This window comes from Candidatus Ruthia magnifica str. Cm (Calyptogena magnifica) (assembly GCF_000015105.1).
GTDB classification, from domain to species: Bacteria; Pseudomonadota; Gammaproteobacteria; order PS1; family Pseudothioglobaceae; genus Ruthia; species Ruthia magnifica.
In genome coordinates this window covers 451,336-470,645 of the sequence record NC_008610.1, presented here as the reverse complement: position 1 = coordinate 470,645, position 19,310 = coordinate 451,336, and the positions used below count along the sequence as shown (strand labels likewise).

The 19,310-nt window shown below is 34.1% G+C and carries 18 protein-coding genes, 2 tRNA genes and 1 pseudogene; 6 read left to right on the top strand and 15 right to left on the bottom strand.

Features of this window, described 5'->3' with window-relative positions; all coding sequences use genetic code 11:
- Window positions 1-121 precede the first annotated feature (121 nt).
- The 4 genes from RMAG_RS02165 to RMAG_RS02155 all read left to right on the top strand — a co-directional run bounded on the left by RMAG_RS02165 (window position 122) and on the right by RMAG_RS02155 (window position 3,594).
- A tRNA-Arg gene (locus tag RMAG_RS02165) sits at window positions 122-198 on the top strand.
- Between the two features lie 606 nt (window positions 199-804).
- Window positions 805-1,902 (top strand): chorismate synthase, encoded by a 1,098-nt coding sequence (gene aroC, locus RMAG_RS02160; RefSeq protein WP_011737815.1) that lies wholly within the window; start codon window positions 805-807, stop codon window positions 1,900-1,902.
- Window positions 1,903-2,878: 976 nt separating this feature from the next.
- Complete coding sequence (locus tag RMAG_RS05820; RefSeq protein ID WP_157834516.1) at window positions 2,879-3,016, top strand: hypothetical protein; 138 nt, start codon at window positions 2,879-2,881, stop codon at window positions 3,014-3,016.
- 230 nt (window positions 3,017-3,246) lie between these two features.
- Complete coding sequence (locus tag RMAG_RS02155; protein ID WP_235093716.1) at window positions 3,247-3,594, top strand: Hsp20/alpha crystallin family protein; 348 nt, start codon at window positions 3,247-3,249, stop codon at window positions 3,592-3,594.
- On the opposite strand, the gene queE is transcribed toward RMAG_RS02155, so the two are convergent.
- Together queE and uvrB are read right to left on the bottom strand one after the other, a co-directional pair.
- Window positions 3,595-4,236 carry a 7-carboxy-7-deazaguanine synthase QueE gene (queE, locus tag RMAG_RS02150; protein WP_011737813.1) on the bottom strand — a complete coding sequence of 214 codons (642 nt, stop codon included), beginning with the start codon at window positions 4,234-4,236 and terminating at the stop codon, window positions 3,595-3,597.
- Complete coding sequence (gene uvrB, locus RMAG_RS02145; protein ID WP_011737812.1) at window positions 4,233-6,227, bottom strand: excinuclease ABC subunit UvrB; 1,995 nt, start codon at window positions 6,225-6,227, stop codon at window positions 4,233-4,235. The genes queE and uvrB overlap by 4 nt, the downstream gene beginning before the upstream one ends.
- 60 nt (window positions 6,228-6,287) lie before the next feature.
- Between uvrB and RMAG_RS02140 the strand changes: the two genes are divergently transcribed.
- Window positions 6,288-7,466, top strand: a complete 1,179-nt coding sequence (locus RMAG_RS02140; protein ID WP_011737811.1) for a pyridoxal phosphate-dependent aminotransferase — start codon at window positions 6,288-6,290, stop codon at window positions 7,464-7,466.
- Between the two features lie 74 nt (window positions 7,467-7,540).
- On the opposite strand, the gene RMAG_RS02135 is transcribed toward RMAG_RS02140, so the two are convergent.
- From RMAG_RS02135 to RMAG_RS02115, 5 genes and pseudogenes are all read right to left on the bottom strand, one after another.
- Window positions 7,541-7,616, bottom strand: a tRNA-Asn gene (locus tag RMAG_RS02135).
- A gap of 160 nt (window positions 7,617-7,776) precedes the next feature.
- The gene (locus tag RMAG_RS02130; RefSeq protein WP_011737810.1) at window positions 7,777-8,301 is read right to left on the bottom strand and encodes a hypothetical protein; all 525 of its coding nucleotides are present in this window, start codon (window positions 8,299-8,301) and stop codon (window positions 7,777-7,779) included.
- A gap of 639 nt (window positions 8,302-8,940) precedes the next feature.
- The gene (gene icd / locus RMAG_RS02125; protein ID WP_024792305.1) at window positions 8,941-10,191 is read right to left on the bottom strand and encodes an NADP-dependent isocitrate dehydrogenase; all 1,251 of its coding nucleotides are present in this window, start codon (window positions 10,189-10,191) and stop codon (window positions 8,941-8,943) included.
- A gap of 364 nt (window positions 10,192-10,555) precedes the next feature.
- Window positions 10,556-12,052, bottom strand: a pseudogene (gene ilvA, locus RMAG_RS02120) (threonine ammonia-lyase, biosynthetic).
- Complete coding sequence (locus tag RMAG_RS02115) at window positions 12,036-12,797, bottom strand: HAD-IA family hydrolase (RefSeq protein ID WP_011737808.1); 762 nt, start codon at window positions 12,795-12,797, stop codon at window positions 12,036-12,038. The pseudogene ilvA and the gene RMAG_RS02115 overlap by 17 nt, the downstream one beginning before the upstream one ends.
- Window positions 12,798-12,887: 90 nt before the next feature.
- Between RMAG_RS02115 and dksA the strand changes: the two genes are divergently transcribed.
- Window positions 12,888-13,298, top strand: coding sequence for an RNA polymerase-binding protein DksA (gene dksA, locus RMAG_RS02110; protein ID WP_011737807.1), 411 nt, complete (start codon window positions 12,888-12,890; stop codon window positions 13,296-13,298).
- 37 nt (window positions 13,299-13,335) lie between these two features.
- On the opposite strand, the gene thiL is transcribed toward dksA, so the two are convergent.
- Genes thiL through cgtA form a run of 8 tightly spaced genes read right to left on the bottom strand, consistent with a single transcriptional unit; the run spans window position 13,336 to window position 19,259 of the window.
- Window positions 13,336-14,265, bottom strand: a complete 930-nt coding sequence (gene thiL, locus RMAG_RS02105) for a thiamine-phosphate kinase (RefSeq protein ID WP_011737806.1) — start codon at window positions 14,263-14,265, stop codon at window positions 13,336-13,338.
- The gene (locus RMAG_RS02100) at window positions 14,265-14,774 is read right to left on the bottom strand and encodes a hypothetical protein (protein ID WP_011737805.1); all 510 of its coding nucleotides are present in this window, start codon (window positions 14,772-14,774) and stop codon (window positions 14,265-14,267) included. Before RMAG_RS02100 ends, thiL begins: the two co-directional genes overlap by 1 nt.
- Window positions 14,775-14,825: 51 nt before the next feature.
- The gene (locus RMAG_RS02095) at window positions 14,826-15,404 is read right to left on the bottom strand and encodes an NfuA family Fe-S biogenesis protein (protein WP_011737804.1); all 579 of its coding nucleotides are present in this window, start codon (window positions 15,402-15,404) and stop codon (window positions 14,826-14,828) included.
- Window positions 15,405-15,406: 2 nt separating this feature from the next.
- Entirely contained in the window at window positions 15,407-16,243 is an 837-nt protein-coding gene (gene panC / locus RMAG_RS02090) for a pantoate--beta-alanine ligase (RefSeq protein ID WP_011737803.1), read from the bottom strand.
- Window positions 16,243-17,025 carry a 3-methyl-2-oxobutanoate hydroxymethyltransferase gene (gene panB / locus RMAG_RS02085; RefSeq protein WP_011737802.1) on the bottom strand — a complete coding sequence of 261 codons (783 nt, stop codon included), beginning with the start codon at window positions 17,023-17,025 and terminating at the stop codon, window positions 16,243-16,245. The genes panC and panB overlap by 1 nt, the downstream gene beginning before the upstream one ends.
- Window positions 17,022-17,495 carry a 2-amino-4-hydroxy-6-hydroxymethyldihydropteridine diphosphokinase gene (gene folK, locus RMAG_RS02080; RefSeq protein WP_011737801.1) on the bottom strand — a complete coding sequence of 158 codons (474 nt, stop codon included), beginning with the start codon at window positions 17,493-17,495 and terminating at the stop codon, window positions 17,022-17,024. The genes panB and folK overlap by 4 nt, the downstream gene beginning before the upstream one ends.
- A complete protein-coding gene (gene proB / locus RMAG_RS02075; RefSeq protein WP_011737800.1) occupies window positions 17,489-18,259 on the bottom strand; it encodes a glutamate 5-kinase in 771 nt (256 codons plus the stop codon). Before proB ends, folK begins: the two co-directional genes overlap by 7 nt.
- Window positions 18,252-19,259 carry an Obg family GTPase CgtA gene (gene cgtA, locus RMAG_RS02070; RefSeq protein WP_011737799.1) on the bottom strand — a complete coding sequence of 336 codons (1,008 nt, stop codon included), beginning with the start codon at window positions 19,257-19,259 and terminating at the stop codon, window positions 18,252-18,254. Before cgtA ends, proB begins: the two co-directional genes overlap by 8 nt.
- Window positions 19,260-19,310: the final 51 nt, after the last annotated feature.

Here is a 19,310-nt window from a genome sequence, read left to right as displayed (position 1 = left end):
ACGAAGTTTTGTAAAACATAAGTTCACTTTAAAAAATACTCGATACCCATACGAATAAGAGTAGATAAAAAATAATGTAAAGATTTCAATGAATAGTCATATCATGGATAATAATCACATTGTCTTCGTAGCTCAGCTGGATAGAGCAGCCGCCTCCTAAGCGGCAGGTCATGTGTTCAAATCGCATCGAGGACACCATTAAAGATCTCAAAATATAACAAAAACTCTAGTATTAGGTGCTATATACTCTATTGGTCTGTTATTAATTTCAATTGTGACAAATTTAATTGGTATTATCATTGACATAGTTTGGGCATTTTTTGAGGCCTTTAATGGTGACTTTGTGATTTGTTTAGCTGTATAACAAACTGACTAAATAGACAGGTATAATTAGAATTTTTTCTGAAATTATTATGAATCAAGGTTAATGCTTGTGTGGATCAGTACAATTTAAGCTACATCAAAAAATTATCGATATTGTCATATACCATTGTTCTAAATATCGAAAAGTTCAAGGCATGGTCTTTTGTAACGAATGGTAATATAAAAAATGAAAACTTTGAGTTTATAAGTGGTGAAAACAAATTAACTAAATTTAAAGAAAATGTCAACAAAATCGATTTTTTTTTGTAAAACTTGTAATTTACCCTATGGCAAAGCTAAAAAATAATTCAAACTACGTAAAAATTAGACTAGTCATAATTACAAATGATATAAAAGAGTTTATTGGAAAACATATTTTCACAAACTAAAAAGTAAACTGGATAATATTTGTGACACGATTGTCCAAACAAGGAGTAGTAAATGAGTGGTAATACGATTGGAAAATTATTCACAATCACCACAGCAGGCGAATCTCACGGCGAAGCATTAATTGGCATTGTGGATGGCTGCCCGCCAAGACTGGCACTTACTGAAGCTGATTTACAAGGTGATTTAGACCTTAGAAAGCCAGGCACTTCTTGTCATACCAGCCAACGTCATGAAGAGGATTTAGTGAAAATATTATCTGGCACGTTTGAAGGAAAAACAACGGGCACAACAATTGCACTCATCATTCAAAATACCGACCAACGTTCTAAAGACTATGGCAATATTAAAGACACATTTCGTCCTGGCCATGCTGATTACACCTATGATCAAAAATACGGCTTTAGAGATTATCGTGGTGGTGGACGCTCTTCTGCAAGGGAAACTGCCATGCGTGTTGCTTGTGGTGGTATTGCTAAAAAATATTTAAAACAAGTATACGGTATTGAAATTAAAGGCTATTTATCTCAATTAGGTCCTATTAAGGCTGAAAATTTTGATTGGTTTGAAGTGCACAATAACCCATTTTTTTGCCCTGATGCTAGCAAAGTTAGGACATTAGAAGAATATATGGACGCTTTACGAAAATCAGGCGATTCAGTGGGCGCTAGAATTAATATCACAGCAAATAATATGCCTGTCGGATTAGGGGAGCCTATTTTTGACCGATTAGAGGCAGATATTGCCCATGGTATGATGAGTATTAATGCCGTAAAAGGTGTTGAAATTGGCGCTGGATTTAAAGCAATTACTCAAAAAGGTACTGAACATCGTGATGCCATTACTCTATCAGGTTTTAAGTCAAATCATGCCGGTGGTGTTTTGGGTGGAATTAGCTCAGGTCAAGATATTTTGGTGTCTATTGCACTAAAGCCAACTTCAAGTTTACGTTTGCCAATTGAAAGTATTGATAAAAATGGAGAACCTATTGAAGTGGTTACTAAAGGCCGTCATGATCCTTGTGTAGGTATTCGTGCAACACCTATTGCTGAAGCCATGTTAGCAATAACCATTATGGACCATGTTATGCGCCACCGAGCTCAAAACTCAAATGTTGCATCAATCACGCCCATTATTCCAGCCTCAATATAAATTTATTCACCCAAATCCCAAAATAAAGAACATACATTTTTATTAATTAATACGCTCCTAATAATATCAAGAATAATTTTTATCAAGTTTAACTGTTGCACTTTCCTTAGTATCAAAGGTAGTGGCTTTTTGCACTGATTGCTCACCCCTTAATGGATTTGTAGCTACCTTTATGGTTGGTATGATTTTTCAATACTGGACAGTCTTCCAGGAATTATTTCGGATGCAACAGATGCGTTTACTATAATGATAGTTGCATTAGCTGTATAACGCGGTGTGCAATACTTTGTTTGCAACTATGATATTGATGGGATTTTTGCAAATTGCATTTAGTTTGTTAAAACTGGATAAATTCATTCGCCTAATACCACGTCCTATTTTCTTAGGATTTCGTAAACAGTATGATCTTTTTTGCACAAATTGGTCATTTTAAAACGACTGATAGAGACTGGATTACTAATAATGTGCTAATGATCACGGGTGGATTAATTCTACTCTATGGAAATTATTCATTATTTACCAAAACTAATAACTACCCTACTTTTAACTTTAGTGGCTATAACGATTATTTTTAATCTTGACACCAAAATAGTGGATGACATGACATTCATCTCTGACAGTTTATCCAGTTTTTCCATTTCTAACAACCGTAGACATTTTGCCTTATAGTATAATTTTGGTGCTCATTAGCTTAATTGAAAGCTTACTTGTCTTTACAGTCACAGGATTTTTATGTGGCATAGAGCGGTTATATAATAGCAGGACAAAATATTATTAATATCAAAGTCAGATAGTCATAATCATTTATCAGTCTTTGTGTAAGGTACTTTTTGCTAAGTTTCATTCTATTATTTTCTCAATTTTTTGAATAAATTCCTATTACTGTATTGCTTGGTATGATGTTTATTGTGGTCATCAAAATTTACCAATACATATAATTTATAAACATTATTTAGCCTAAAAAACGACTCTGAAAATGTCTATTAGTTTAAAAAATTCACAAGCTTTTAATAAATTATCAGGAAAGAAATTTTACTTAAAACACCTAAGTATTGAATATAAATTATTACTAAAAATTGCTAAAGACTTAGTTGAGGTGAATGTATTATTATAAAATCCAATATATCATGTTACTGATGACATATTGACTTGAAAACATAAGTATTAGTTAGTATAATACATTTATCAGCAACTACTAAAAAAATGATGAATAAAGTACTACTACCTATATTAATAATTTCCAGCGTAATTAATGCCAATAGTAATAATAACCACTTTGGTAATGATTTAAATCATAATGTTTGGTGCGATTTCGAACAACAGTTTCGACAATTCAATTACAAAATGAATCAAATACAAAACTTTAGTAACTTTGACACAAAAAGTAGAAGATACTTTGATAATCAAACAAACAACTATATTATTCAAATAAAAGTTAATGGGCTTAGTAAAGAGAACCTTGATATTTCTACCAACAATAGTAGTATTTTTATCAAGGGAAATGTTAAGAACATACAAAACACCATTCATAATTCAAGTGCTTCATCTAGCAGTTTTTACCAATCATTTACGTTACCACATGATGTTGATACTGATAATATCAATGCAAGCTTTAACAATAAAATCTTAATTATCTCTATTCCAAAACGTAAGCAGCCAAAACTACAGGTACGAAAAATCACTATTCAATAGTTACTTGCCTTTTTCATCACCCCAAAGTAGTTTATGCAATTGTAATTGCATTCGCACATTTAATTGTTGATCTAAAATCCAATCTGCCAATTGCGTTGGTGTAATATCGCCAAATACGGGTGAGAATAATGTACCTGCAGCGGTAGGATATTGGCTTAAAATAGCCACACTCCAATCAAAATCAGCACGTGACCTTATGACAAATTTAAGTTGGTCTTTGGTGGTTAATTTTTTAATATTTGTGTATTTATTTTGTTCAAATTCACCAGAATCTGGAGTTTTAATATCCATAACTATTGATACTGAAACATTAACATCTTGTATATTAATACTACCACTTGTTTCTAAAGATACTTGATAATTATTTTTAACCAATTCGTTCAACAATAAACAACAGTTTTTTTGTGCTAATGGCTCACCACCTGTCACACAAATGTAAGGGGTATCGTATTGCTTTATTTTTTTAATAATTTCATCAATTGCCATTAAGTTATTACCCTTAAATGCATATTCAGTATCACAGTATGTGCATCTAAGTGGACAGCCTGTTAAACGAATAAACACACTTGGCAAGCCAACTTCACGCCCTTCACCTTGAAGGGAATAAAATATTTCATTAATGTTTAATTTGATGTTAATCAAAATATTTTTTTAAATTGAGTGTCTTTCAGCTGTTTAATCTGATTACGCATATCTGCTGCATGTTCAAACGCCAAATCGTTGGCAAAACTATACATTTGCTTTTCTAATATTTTAATTTTTTTTGCTAATTGTACAGGTGAAAGTTGGATAAAAACTTTCTGAACATTATCTTCTTCTATTTGGTTGCTAGTTAAATCTGTATCAAGGATATTGATAATAGGCTTAGCAATACCTTCAGGTGTGATGTTGTTTTTCAGATTATAAGCTTGCTGTTTAATTCGACGTCTTTTGGTTTCATCCATTGCTTTTTGCATCGATTTAGTTATGCGAGCAGCATATAAAATGACGTGCCCATTTATATTTCTAGCTGCTCGCCCCATGGTTTGAATCAACGAGCGTTCAGAACGTAAAAAACCTTCTTTATCTGCATCTAAAATAGCCACCAAAGATACCTCAGGAATATCCAAACCTTCACGTAATAGGTTAATACCAACTAGCACATCAAATATACCTAAGCGCAAATCACGAATAATTTCCACCCTTTCAATTGTATCAATATCAGAATGTAAGTAACGAACTTTAACATGATGGTCGTTTAAATAATCACTTAATTGCTCACTCATTTTTTTAGTCAAAGTTGTCACCAATACTCGTTCACCTGCTTTAACACGCATTCGTATTTCACTCAGCAAATCATCCACCTGTGTATCCACAGGGCGAATATCAATCTCAGGGTCTAACAATCCTGTTGGCCTTACTACTTGTTCAACAATCACACTAGAAACTTCCAACTCATATTGTGCAGGCGTAGCAGATACTAAAATACATTGATGAACTCTGTCTTCAAATTCTGAAAATTTAAGTGGCCGATTATCCAAAGCACTTGGTAGGCGAAAACCAAAATCAACAAGCGTTTTTTTACGCGCCCTATCACCTTTATACATGCCACCAATCTGGCTAACAGTCACATGCGATTCATCTAAAATTACCAATGCATTATCTGGCAAATAATCCAACAATGTTGAGGGTGGATCTCCAGGATTTTGACTGGATAAATAACGTGAGTAATTCTCAATACCTGTGCAGTACCCTAACTCTCGCATCATTTCAATATCCATATGTACGCGTTGTGTTAAACGCTGCTCCTCAACTAATTTATTAACAGATAATAACTCGCTTCTTCGATCTTTTAGTTCTGCTTTAATATCATCTAACATATTCAAAATTTTAGATTTTGGGGTAACATAATGCGTTTGTGGATAGATGGTAACTCTTTGTAAAGACTTTAGTTTTTCCCCTGTTAAAGGATCAAACCAATAAAGTTGTTCAATTTCTTCATCAAACATTTCAATCCGTATGGTCTGTTCTTCAGAATCAGCAGGGAAAATATCAATCACTTCACCTTTAACTCTAAAATGACCACGTATTAAAGTAACGTCATTACGCGAATATTGCATTTGCGACAAACGTAAAAGTATCTCACGCTGATTAGTAACTTCTCCAACGCTCAAATGCAGCAACATGGCCATATAACTTTCAGGGTTACCCAAGCCATAAATAGCAGACACACTAGCAATGATAATAACATCATCACGCTCTAATAAGGCCTTAGTAGCAGATAAGCGCATTTGCTCTATTTGCTCATTAATAGAAGAGTCTTTTTCGATATAAGTATCAGAGGCAGGTACATAAGCTTCTGGCTGATAATAATCATAATAAGAAACAAAATATTCCACCGAATTATACGGAAAAAACTCTTTCATCTCACTATACAATTGTGCTGCTAATGTTTTATTAGGCGCCATAATCAAACTAGGACGTTTAGTTTGTTGAATAACATTAGCCAGTGTAAAGGTTTTACCCGAACCAGTTACACCAAGCAAGGTTTGAAACTTAACGCCAGCATTCACACTATCAATCAAAGTTTTAATCGCTTCTGGCTGATCACCACTAGGGGAAAATTTCGATATCAGTTGAAATTTATTATTCACACGCAAGATTTTTTCATTAACATAAACACTCAATTTTAATCTATTTTCTTATTAATAACCATGTCAGTATATCTTTCCGATAGAGTTCAAAAAGTTAAACCTTCAGCCACACTTACCGTTACTGCAAAAGCCAATGAATTAAAGTCTCAAGGCATTAAAATTGTACCCATGGGCTCAGGAGAACCAGATTTTGACACACCTGAAAATATTCAAAAAGCAGCCATACACGCAATTAAAAACGGCCAAACTCGCTATACAGCAGTAGATGGTACACCTATATTAAAACAAGCGATTATTGATAAATTTAAACGAGAAAATAATCTAACTTACACCAGTGCTGAGGTCATGGTTTCATCAGGTGGTAAACAAGTGTTTTATAACCTATGCCAAGCTGTGCTAAATCAAGGTGATGAAGTAATTATTCCAGCGCCATTTTGGGTAAGTTATCCAGATATAGTTCTTTTGGCTGATGCAACACCAGTCATTATTGAAACAGGATTAGAGCAAGATTTTAAAATTACATCAGAACAACTAGAGGCAAGTATTACTAACAACACTAAATTATTTGTCATTAACAGCCCTTCTAATCCTACAGGCGCAGTTTATTCTCAAACTGAATTACAAGCACTGGTAAACGTATTAAAAAAACATCAAAAAATATTAATCATCACTGATGATATTTACGAGCATATTCGTTGGGGTAATGATGATGGCTTTGTTAATATCGTTATGACTGATAAAACATTGAAAAATCGTACCATTATCCTCAATGGCGTCTCTAAATCCTATGCGATGACTGGTTGGCGTATAGGCTATGGCGCAGGTCCAGAAAATATTATTAAAGCCATGAAAAAAATCCAAGGACAATCCACATCTAATCCCTGCTCAATTGCTCAAGCAGCTGCTTTAGAGGCTCTAAGTGGTGATCAAAGCATTATTAATACAATGATTCACGCTTTTGAGAAAAGACATGACTTTATTGTTGACGCATTAAATGAAATTGATGGCGTTGAATGCTCAAAATCACAAGGTGCTTTTTATGCTTTTCCAAGAGTTAAAGGATTAATTAGTCGTCTTGGCTTAAAAAATGATATTGAACTCTCTACTTACTGCTTAGAAGTGTTAAACATTGCATTAGTTTCAGGTTCAGACTTTGGCGCACCAGGCTATGTACGTTTTTCGTTTGCCACAAGTATGAACAACATAAAACAAGCTATTGAAAAACTTAACAAGATCTAAAAAATACCACACTAAATCAGTATATTTTAAAATAAAAAAATCCTATCATATAGATAGGATTTTTCTCGCATTAATGGCTCCTCGAGCTGGGCTCGAACCAGCGACAAATGAATTAACAGTCCATTGCTCTACCAACTGAGCTATCGAGGAATGAAGGTGAAATTATAATGATATATTCACGTTAAAGCAATCTAAAAATCAGTTATTTTTTTAGTTTTAAAATCCACCTATATATTATCCATTCACTTTAGTTTAAGTTTTTATTATAATAAAAAGCTCCCAATCACAATCATTAACTAGGCGTCTTATCTTACTTAGCAATCACTTGATCACGGCTGTCAACAGTTACGTTAGCTTTAGCATCAGCATAGCCTTTAGCATAAGCGTCAGCTTGTGCTTTAGCAAATGCATTAGCTTGACCTTTAGCATAAGCGTTAGCAACGCCATTAGCATTAGCATTAGCATTACCTGAATATTTACCATCAGCAGTTACATTAGAAATATTCTTAGTTTTGTTCTTGTTATTGTAATGGAAACCCCAGTCAGAATCATTATTCATGTCGTTGTTATTTGAAAAAGGACCCCAGTTGTTAGCGCCGTTGAAAGGACCCATGTTTGAACCACCGTTGAAAGGGCCCATATTATTACCGCCTGAAAAAGGACCCCAGTTAGAACCGCCATTCATTGGACCAAAATTAGAACCACCGTCAAAAGGACCCCAGTTATCAGCACCGTTACCATAGCCGTAACCGTTGTTGTTTGAACCATTGTTAAAGAAACCAGCTGATGCTGATGTAGCAGCTACTAAAGTAGCAATCGCAATTATTTTTTTCATATTAATCTCCAAATTTAAAAATATTAACGCTCTTATTGTAAAGAGGTTTTTAAGTATCAGACTTTGTGGTCTTGATAAGAGCATTATATGGTAAATATATTAGAAGTCAATGATATTAATTAATAATGAAACCAGAAAAGCTCACTAAAACTAATTAAATTAAGCGTGAAAAAGATAAGTTTTAGATAAAAAATATTCAAAATTTAGTTAATATTTAATCATTAATCAGCATATAAATATAGTAAGGACAAAAAGTTACTTTAGGATGATTTTAATTTAACACTATCTGAAGTTATTGACTTCTGCTATCAGCATTTCATGCAAACTTTCCATCTTCATAATCTTTAGTAAAACCATCGGCTTGCGCTTTAGTATTGTAGAAAATAAATCAGTTACATTGCCATCTTCTGAGGCATAAGGTGTGTTTTTAGTGATATTTTTATTATTATAAGAAAACTCTAATCTGAATCATTGTTCATATTATTTGATAATTAAAGCTCGCTCCTGAGCGTCATTAAACGGACCCATGTTAGAAAGTCCATTATTGTTATTCAAAAATGCCGATGCAGATAATGCGACTACTGGAACGAATAGTACAAATTAGAAAACAGAGTGCAACTCTTTTAGTAAACAATAATTTTATAATATAGAATCAATGATTGCATCACCAAACTCAGAACATGACAATAATGTCGCATCATCCATAAGTCTTTCTAAATCATAAGTTACAGTTTTATTTTGAATAACATTAGACATTGCCTCTAAAACCATATCAGCCGCCTGTGTCCAACCCATATGCCTAAGCATCATTTCTGCTGAAAGGATAATTGAGCCTGGATTAACCTTATTAAGTCCTGCATACTTTGGCGCTGTACCATGTGTTGCTTCAAATACAGCTGTTGTGCCTGAAAGATTCGCACCTGGTGCAATACCAATACCACCCACTTGAGCGACCAATGCGTCTGAAATATAATCACCATTTAAATTAAGCGTAGCAATGACCGAATATTCTTCAGGACGCAAAAGAATTTGTTGCAAAAAAGCATCTGCAATAATATCTTTAATTGTAATTACTGTGCCTGTATTTTTGTTTTTAAAAGACTTCCACAGTCCATGACCAAGAGTAGTTGCACCAAATTCATCACATGCCAACTGATAACCCCAATCTCTAAATCCGCCTTCGGTGAATTTCATAATATTACCTTTATGTACTAAAGTTACTGAATCTTTATCATTGTCAATGGCATATTGAATGGCGCTGCGCACTAAACGATCTGTACCCTCTTTAGAAACTGGCTTAATACCAATTCCTGAAGTATCAGGAAAACGAATTTTTGTCGTACCCATTTCATTTTGTAAAAAATCAATGATTTTTTTTACCTCAGCAGTACCTGCCTGATATTCAATACCTGCATAAATATCTTCAGAATTTTCTCTAAAAATAACCATATCAATCTTTTCAGGTGCTTTAACTGGCGAAGGCGTTCCTTCAAAATACTTAACTGGACGCTGGCAAATGAACAAATCCAACGTTTGACGAATAGCTACATTCAAAGAACGCATACCACCACCCACTGGTGTAGTTAGTGGACCTTTAATAGACACTGAAAACTCTTCTATGGCATCCAAGGTTTCTTGTGGTAAGTATTCACCATAAATATCATTTGCTCTTTCTCCTGCATAAACATTCATCCATTGAATTGCTTTTGAACCGTTGTAGGCTTTAGCAACAATGGCATTAATTACTTTTTTCATAACTGGTGATACATCTGTACCAATACCATCCCCTTCAATATAGGTAATAATTGGATAATTTGGTACTTTGATAACACTCTTTTTAAAGCTAATTTTTTCACCATTTTGGGGTACTTGAATATGTTGATAACTCATACTGATTAGATTTGCAGTTGAAAACTGCATAATTTTAACACCTTTTCCATTTAAATAGTATTTCTTTTGCTTTGTAAATTTATTCAAATCTAAATTTTAGATATATTTAACAGGACTTAAAATTACTCTTTAGAAACTCAGCTGTCACACCTTGGTTTTTAAAATAATAATGTATTGTGTTATTTGTGATACACCACAAAGCCAACAATTTGATTGATAATTATTACAATTTTCATTAAATCTTGATGATTAAAAGACAGCTTTCAATAATAATTTTTATCACTCGATCAATCTAGTTGATAAAGTTTTTTAAAATAACCAGCATTAGCCTTTTTAAAAGAAATCTAGACAATATTCACTACATTTAAAGAAAGTATTGATAAGCCTTATTATTGGTTTCATTTTGATAAAAATAGCCTAATTTATCAAATTTTTGCTCAAGTTTGGACGTATCACTGGTTTGTAAACCAATTAATACACGACCAAAATCAGTGCCATGATTGCGATAGTGGAATAATGAAATATTCCAATAACTACCAATTTTCTTTAGAAAATTAAGTAAAGCGCCTGGTCGTTCAGGAAATTCAAAACGATAAATAACTTCATTTTCACAAGCTGCACGACCACCTGCCATGTAACTAATATGCGTTTTTACGATTGAATTATCACTCATATCTAGAGCATATCGAATGATTTTGATAATTTATTCAGCAAGGCTTTCTTTTCGCTTAATCCCTCATTCAAAGCTACACTAGCAAAAATACGTGCTTGAGCATCAGACCCAAAACGATAATTAAACTCAATGATTACATGGTTATCTAGCATCTGACAGAATGTTAAAAAACTTCCTGGTTTTTCATCAATAGTAACAGCAATAATAGCTTCATTATGCTCGCCCAAATCAGCACGTTCTGAAATATAACGCAGACAGTCAAAATTAACATTTGCACCTGATACAATTGAAACAATATTTTCATTTTTTATACTATTATTTTTTAATATATTTCTTCACCCCTGCAGTTGCCAATGTGCCTGCAGGTTCAGCAATTAAACGCACATCTTCATAAATACCTTTAATGGTGGTGCAAATCTCATCATTATTAACCAAAATTACCTCATCAACCATCTGCTTGGCAATAGGATAAGTCTGCTTACCGATTTGTTTAACCGCTACACCATCAGCAAAACGTCCCACATCTTTTAATATCACACGCTTGTTATTTTTCAATGCTTGATAAAGCGTGGGTGAATCTTCTGGTTCAACGCCAATTACTTTAATATTAGATGTAATGCTTGATATAAGTTGCCATGCCAGCAATCAAACCGCCACCAACAGGAATAAAAACCTTATTCATGCTTGGTAGTTGCTCTAATAACTCCTTAGCAATGGTTGCCTATCCCGCCATGACTTCAACATCATCAAAGGCATGAATAAAGACTAAATCTTGGCTTTTTTCTAACTGTTTGGCATATTGATAAGCGTCATCATACACATCGCCATGCAGAACGACTTTTGCACCTAATTGCTCAACAGCGTTAACTTTAATCTTAGATGTTGAAAGTGGCATAACAATAATTGCGTTGATGCCTAATTTTTTTAGCAGATAAGGCAACGCCTTGTGCATGACTTACCTGCACTTGACGCTACAACTCCTTATAGAGGCTTTGCTCGGCAGATAGGTTTAAAATTTTCTGATATGCACCTCGAAGTTTGAAGGTATGAATAATCAGTTTATCTTCTCTTTATAAGATAAATTCTGTTGCAAGTTTGCTTAGATAATTGAGCTGCAAAAGACAACGGCGTAACACTCACCACATCATAAACACGTGTATCGTTTACTAAATCAACAATGCGTTGCATGTAATTCTCGTAGATATGCCACATCAACATAACTTGTATTAGTCGCATCACCTTTGATTAAGTTAAAAGGCTTGTATTTATCGCCTAAATGGTCAAGCACAACCAACGCACCATCAAATTCATGCTTATCTGTATATTCATTAACCGTAATAATGGACTTAAGTCCAGCTTGTGTTGCTGAGATGATACCGTTGTGTGAATCTTCAAATGCTAAGCATTTCGTTGAATCTAAGTTCATCTGCTTTAATACATGAGTATAAATATCACCAGATGGCTTTAACTTTGACACAATATTACCAGCGCCAATCACTTCAAACCAATCTAGTGCTTCAGATCCTAATGTATTTGCAATCAAGGCATCAACATTCTCAGGGGTTGTGGTTGTGGCAATTGCTAACCTAAGATTGGCTTTTCTTGCCTCATTAAACAAACGCTTAACGCCCGTTCTCAACGGTACTGCACCCTGATTCGTTAAACGTACATAAATTTTAGTTTTTAATTGATGGATAGAGGCAACAAAATTATCCAAATATTGATGTTCAAACGTTGGGTTATATTTTTTTAGATAATATTTAATCCGTAATTGTCCTCCTGTCACATTGAGTAATTTATGGTAAATCTCGTTTGACCAATGCCAATCTAAACCTAATTCTTTAAATGCCAGATTAAAGGCTTTCAAATGCCCATAATGCTCAGTATTTGCTAAAGTTCCGTCAACGTCAAAAATTAATGCTTCTAATGCCATAAAAAATTTATAATGAAAAACTTAAAAAATAAATTGCTATTTTAAGGCAGTTTAGGTATAAGTACACTTTTTTTAATTAATCTAGTTATTATGTCACAACCAAACTACCAAGAAATTCCTAATTATCAGCCTAAAAAAAATGAAAAATTTATGAACAATTCTCAGCTTGAACATTTTAGAAAAAAATTAAACACATGGAGAAAACAATTGGTTGATGATGCCGAATCAACCATCAATCATATCCAAAAAGATTCAAATCAAGTTGCCGATATTAACGACAGAGCCACCCTTGAAGAAGAATTTGCTTTAGAATTAAGGACACGCGACCGTGAAAGAAAATTAATTGGCAAGATTGATAAAACCTTATATATTATCGAGTTGGGCGATTATGGCTTTTGTAAAACTTGTGGTGCTGAAATTTCTCTAGTGCGACTAGAGGCACGCCCTACTGCTGATGAATGTATTGATTGCAAAACTATCGCAGAGAAAAAAGAAGTTTAAAAATATATTCCATGAGCAGAAAATATCTGTTCGCCAATTAAAAATGTTGATAAGAACAACATTGCTTATCAAAAAACCCAATTTTGGTTAACGCCATAGAATCGTTAATAATACCAATTTGAGTGACTGTGATATTGTTTTTATTTTGTAACGCTTTTAGTAAATTCATATTTTTAACTGGTGCAGTAAAACATAATTCATAATCATCACCACCAGCAAGCACTAAGCACCAATCGTTAGTCTTTTCAATATAAGTTTTAACTTCATAGGTCAATGGAATATCATCAAGATTAATACTTGCACCTACATTAGAACGAGTCAAAATATGTGTTAAATCCTGCTCTAAACCATCAGAAATATCAATACAAGCATTGGCAATGTCTGATAGTTGTTGCCCTAAAAATAGTTGCGGTTTTGGTCTATTAAATTGGTTAATAACGTACTCAGAAGGCGTTTGGTTGTTTTGTAATTGTTTCCAAGCATAAGCCGCGTCACCAATCGTATTAGACACAAAAATTAAGTCCCCAACTTGGGCAGATGAACGTAATAAAGCTTTGTTCTTTTTAACCACGCCAGTAACATTGATGGTAATGCTGAGCATGCCTTTTGTGGTATCACCACCAACCAATACAATGCCAAATTCATCTGCTAAAGATTTAAGTGAGGTAGAGAACTGACTAAGCCATTTTTTGTTAATATTTGGCAATGTTAGTGCAAGTGTGAAATATTTTACACGTGCACCCACTGCTGCCAAATCACTTAAATTAACTGCTAAAGATTTGTAAGCAATATCACTGGCACTGGTATTTGAAGGAAAATGCACGCCTTCAATAAAAGTATCAACACTGGTTACTAATTGATAATTAGCGTCTATATCAATAACAGCACAATCATCGCCGATACCCAAATTAGCTAAATTTGAACCACCCCAATTAAAATAGGTTTCAATTAAAGAAAACTCATTCACTAACTTTGTGGGTATTTTTGTGCCAATTTTTGATCAACCTCACCACGACCCGCATTAAACATTGAGCCAGATCCTAGCACGACAGATATCAAAATACAAAAAAATAATGGCACCACACCCAACAAATTCAAAATTGAATCAATAATTCTTGTGCTATCCATACTTACAGGCGCATCGTTTGAAATAATCAATGTTAACGAAGTGACTAAAAAATAAAAAATATAAGCACCAATAAGTAATTTGTAACGATTAAGTGAAAGCTGCCAATGTAAATAAATTAAATACTGGTCATTGCTTTTAGCTTTTTTAGTCCGAAAATAAGTATAAATAATAATTATAAAAGAAATTAAAATAGACAACCCAATTGCACTGCTCATATTAGTATTTAGCAATTTAATCAAGCCTAGGGTAAGAAATAAATGGACAACAACCATATTAATAGTGAACAATTCGTGTGCTACTTTAGCGTCTCTACGCTCTTTAGCACTAGCATCAATAGTAATAATCATAGGCCGCTCTAATTTTACACTATACTATCCCAAAACCAAGTAGAGTGTTACTTATATATAAGCATTATCAGTATTGGAGTGGTCTGTTACATCACGCACCGATTTAATCTCTGGAAAGCTCATCTTAAGTTGTGCTTCAACCCCTTGTTCTAAAGTAGATTTAACCGATGAACAACCCTGACAACCACCACCAAAATTAAGAATGACATCCATATGCTTAGTAATTTCAACCAGTTCAACAAAACCACCATGAGAAGCAAGTCCAGGATTAATATTAGCAGCAATAACGTATTTAATTTTTTCTTCAAGAGGAGCGTCTTCTTTTGGCTCTTTGCCTTTGGTATTAGGCGCAGTAATGGTTAATTTCTTGCCAGTGCCTGCATCTTTTAATGCCACTTCTGAATCTTTCAAATATTCAAAATTTAATTCATCAATATAGGCATAAAATCCTTCATATTCAAATTTTTTATACGTCTTACTTAACTCTTTTGGAAAGCAAAAATTAAAAGTGACTACAGCAGCAGGTGTGCCGGCTTTTTCAACATCCACCTTTAAGCCAAGGTCTTTTTCATCTTGTTGAGCAAATAAATCAGCCACATAAACTTTTGCTTCATCAGTAATATCAAACATGATTATCCTTTTTTAAAAATTATATTGTCAATGAGTCTCACAGAACCTAAAAACACTGCAGATAATATAACAATTTGATGTGTATTATCAGTAATTTGTTTAAGGTTATTTGCATCTAATACCTCAAGATAGTCTATTTTAAAGTGTTGCTTTAAGTCCAACTTTGCCAATTCATTTAATACATAAACTTTTTTATTTTGTAAAATTTCATGTTTAAAATAAGACAAAGTTTTGTGCAAATTTGTGGCAATTTTAGCTTCATTTTTAGACAAATACTGGTTTCGAGTACTCATTGCTAAACCGCTTTTTTCTCTAATGATTTCACCAGATTCTATACATATATTCAGTGATAAATTCTTGACCATTTGCTTAATGACCAACAGTTGCTGATAGTCTTTTTGACCAAAAACTGCAACATCAGGACGTACAATTCCAAACAATATTTCAACAACCTGTGCCACCCCATTAAAAAAATGCGGACGTGTTCTACCACATAAAATTTGTCCAATCTTACCAACATCAATATATTTACTTATACCCTTTGGATAAATTTGTTTAATATTTGGAATAAAAACACCATCAACGTTTACCTTTAATGCTGTCAAATCAGCATTAATCGTACGTGGATAACTGTCTAAATCTTCATTTTTACTAAATTGGGCCGGATTAACAAAAATACTAACAATAACTTTATCAGCTTTTTGTTTAGCAATGTCAATTAATGACAAATGTCCTTGGTGCAATCCACCCATTGTAGGCACAAATGCAACGGTTTTGCCTTGCGTGTGCCAATTATTAACCAGCTTGGTTATTTGAGTATTTTGATAACACAACTGCATTAATAACTGTGCTGTTCACCTGGAAAGGACTTATCTTTTACCGCCTCGATAAAAGCATTAACAGCAGACTTTATATCGCCACTATCAATTAAGAAATTTTTGACAAATTTTGGCACATATCCTACATGAATACCCAACATATCATAGCTTACCAATATTTGTCCATCACAATTCACGCCAGCACCAATACCAATAGTGGGAATACTTAAAGATTGTGACACTTGTTTGGCCAGATTAGCAGGGATGCATTCTAGTACAATTACTTTAACACCCCAAGATGCCAAAGCCAAAGCATCTTTAATAATTTTATCAGCACTTTGCTTATCTCTACCTTCCGTCTTATAACCACCCATTTCTATTACCGATTGCGGTTGCAAGCCTAAATGACCACAAACGGGAATGTCATTGTTCTGAAAGATTTTAAAAGACGCTTCATGCTCACACCCACCTTCAAATTTTACCATTTGTGCACCCGCTATTATTAAGAGCTTGGCATTTGTTAAAGCTTGTTCAGAATTGGTATAACTTTGATAAGGCATGTCTGAAATCCTTAATGCGTTTTGTGCACCTTTAGTAACTGCTTTCGTATGGTAAACCATATCATCCATACTTACATTTAATGTATTTTCACCACCTTGGATAACGTTACCGAGTGAGTCCCCTATTAAAATAATATCAATACCACATACGTCAAAAACTGATGCAAATGAAGCATCATAAGCAGTTAAGCAAGTAATTTTCTCGCCAGATTGTTTAAAATTATTTAGCGCTTCAATGTTCATAATTTAATCAATTTAGTGATATCTAGTTTAGCAATCAAATCTTGAATATGTCCTAAAACTGGCACTTTAAAATTAGGCTCTAATTCTGCTAATGGCACCAATACAAACGCCCTATTTATCATTTGTAAATGCGGGACAATCAATTGTTTAGAAGCAATCACTTTCACTCCATAAATAATAATATCCAGGTCAATAGTTCTTGCACCCCATTTTTTTTCGCGCACACGATGCTGTTTGGTCTCAATACCTTGACAAACATACAGCAACTCTAATGCAGTTAAATGCGTATCAACCTGACATATAGCATTAATATAATCAGGCTGCTTTAAATCGTCAATCGGCTTGGATTGATACAAACTCGATAAACCCACCACTTTAACATCTTTAGTAGAATTGAGCGTAATCAGCGCATTTTTAATTTGTTCTTTAGGACGGTTAAGATTCGACCCTAATCCAATATATGCTAGCAATGAATCAATGTCCCAATATGTTTACCTGCCCCCAGTTTAGACAAAACATCGACTTGTCTGCCTGAGGCAATAATAGTAATTACATCTGATTTAGCGGCTATTTTGGCTGCTAATACTTTGGTATACATACCGCCAGAACCTAGTGAACCACATGCTCTACTAGCAACTTGCGTTAATTTTTCGTCATTCACATGGATTTTGTTAATCAATTTAGCATTAGCATTTTGACGTGGATCAGCATCATAAATACCACCTTGATCAGTCAAAATAACCAATTGAGTTGCACCCACTAAATTTACTACTAATGCCGCTAAAGTATCATTATCACCAAATTTAATTTCATCTGTAGCAACTGTGTCATTTTCATTCACAATTGGCACTGTGCCAAGACTTAATAGTGTATTTAAAGTGGCAGAAATATTATCACTTTGATTAGTATTAGCTAAATTATCATGTGTTAATAGCACTTGTGCGGTATGAATATTATACTGAGCAAATAAAGTTTCATAAGTTTGCACTAAGCCCATTTGTCCTACCGCTGCTGCTGCTTGTAATTTATGTATATTTTCAGGACGTTCATTCCAACCTAGACGCTTCATACCCTCGGCAATCGCACCACTTAAAACCAAAATAATATCAATATTTTGTTGGATTAATTCTTTAATTTGCCTTACCCATGAGATAATAGCGGTTTTATCCAGACCTTTACCATCATTGGTTAAGAGTGCAGAACCAATTTTAATAACCCACCTTTGCTTACTCATTTTCTTTCACTAATTTAAACAATCCAGCCACTAAATTTTTACAGCCCAGGCCATTTAAAGCAGAAATTCTATAAACCTTTCCATTATAACGAGTGCCCTTTAATAAACTTTGAACCACAGTCTCTCTATCTCCCCCTGATAACAAATCCATTTTGTTAATCGCTAATAATCTTGGCTTTTTGGCCAGTTTTTGATCGTATTTTTTTAACTCTTTTTCAATGGTTAAAAAATTCTCAACTGGGTCAGATCCATCAACTGGAAAGATATCCACGACATGTAACAATGCTTTTGTATGAAACAAATGTTTTAAAAACTCAAAACCTAAACCCACACCTTTGCTGGCATTTTCAATCAAACCTGGAATGTCCGCCATAATAATATGCTCATCATAATAAGACACCACACCTAACGAAGGATGCAACGTGGTAAATGGATAATTAGCTACCTTAGATTTTGCATTTGAAATTTGTCTAATCAAGCTTGATTTACCCGCATTAGGCATGCCTAAAAGGCCAATATCAGCCATAATACTTAACTCTAAACCAATCTCACGTATTTCTCCTGGTGAGCCTGGTGTAGTTTTACGTGGTGCACGATTAATGCTAGATTTAAACCGTGTATTGCCCAAGCCATGAAAACCGCCTTTAGCAACTAGTATGATTTGTTCATGCTCAATCATCTCGCCAATCAACTCATCGGTTTCAAGGTCGTAAATTTTGGTGCCCAATGGAATCTCAACCGTTAAATGTTGCGCTGATTTCCCACGTTTGTTTTGACCTGATCCAGGCTGGCCGTTTTTTGCCCTAAATAAACGCTTAAAACGAAATTCACTAAGTGTGTTAAACCCCTCTTGTCCTTGAAAATATATATGACCGCCATCACCGCCATCACCGCCATCAGGGCCACCGTCAGGAATATATTTCTCTCTACGAAAGCCCAAGCATCCTGCCCCGCCTTTGCCAGCTTCGATACGAATACTGGCAGAATCAACAAATTTCATAAAGGACTTCAAAACCGCTAAAATACAATACGCTGTATTATACCACTGCCC

Bases quoted from the DNA above. Each gene is read 5' to 3' on its own strand.
- aroC (WP_011737815.1), top strand. From the start codon at position 805: ATGAGTGGTAATACGATTGGAAAATTATTCACAATCACCACAGCAGGC.
- RMAG_RS05820 (WP_157834516.1), top strand. From the start codon at position 2,879: ATGTCTATTAGTTTAAAAAATTCACAAGCTTTTAATAAATTATCAGGA.
- RMAG_RS02155 (WP_235093716.1), top strand. From the start codon at position 3,247: ATGAATCAAATACAAAACTTTAGTAACTTTGACACAAAAAGTAGAAGA.
- RMAG_RS02140 (WP_011737811.1), top strand. From the start codon at position 6,288: ATGTCAGTATATCTTTCCGATAGAGTTCAAAAAGTTAAACCTTCAGCC.
- RMAG_RS02130 (WP_011737810.1), bottom strand. From the start codon at position 8,301: ATGAAAAAAATAATTGCGATTGCTACTTTAGTAGCTGCTACATCAGCA.
- icd (WP_024792305.1), bottom strand. From the start codon at position 10,191: ATGAGTTATCAACATATTCAAGTACCCCAAAATGGTGAAAAAATTAGC.
- RMAG_RS02115 (WP_011737808.1), bottom strand. From the start codon at position 12,797: ATGGCATTAGAAGCATTAATTTTTGACGTTGACGGAACTTTAGCAAAT.
- dksA (WP_011737807.1), top strand. From the start codon at position 12,888: ATGTCACAACCAAACTACCAAGAAATTCCTAATTATCAGCCTAAAAAA.
- RMAG_RS02100 (WP_011737805.1), bottom strand. From the start codon at position 14,774: ATGATTATTACTATTGATGCTAGTGCTAAAGAGCGTAGAGACGCTAAA.
- RMAG_RS02095 (WP_011737804.1), bottom strand. From the start codon at position 15,404: ATGTTTGATATTACTGATGAAGCAAAAGTTTATGTGGCTGATTTATTT.
- panC (WP_011737803.1), bottom strand. From the start codon at position 16,243: ATGCAGTTGTGTTATCAAAATACTCAAATAACCAAGCTGGTTAATAAT.
- panB (WP_011737802.1), bottom strand. From the start codon at position 17,025: ATGAACATTGAAGCGCTAAATAATTTTAAACAATCTGGCGAGAAAATT.
- proB (WP_011737800.1), bottom strand. From the start codon at position 18,259: ATGAGTAAGCAAAGGTGGGTTATTAAAATTGGTTCTGCACTCTTAACC.
- cgtA (WP_011737799.1), bottom strand. From the start codon at position 19,259: ATGAAATTTGTTGATTCTGCCAGTATTCGTATCGAAGCTGGCAAAGGC.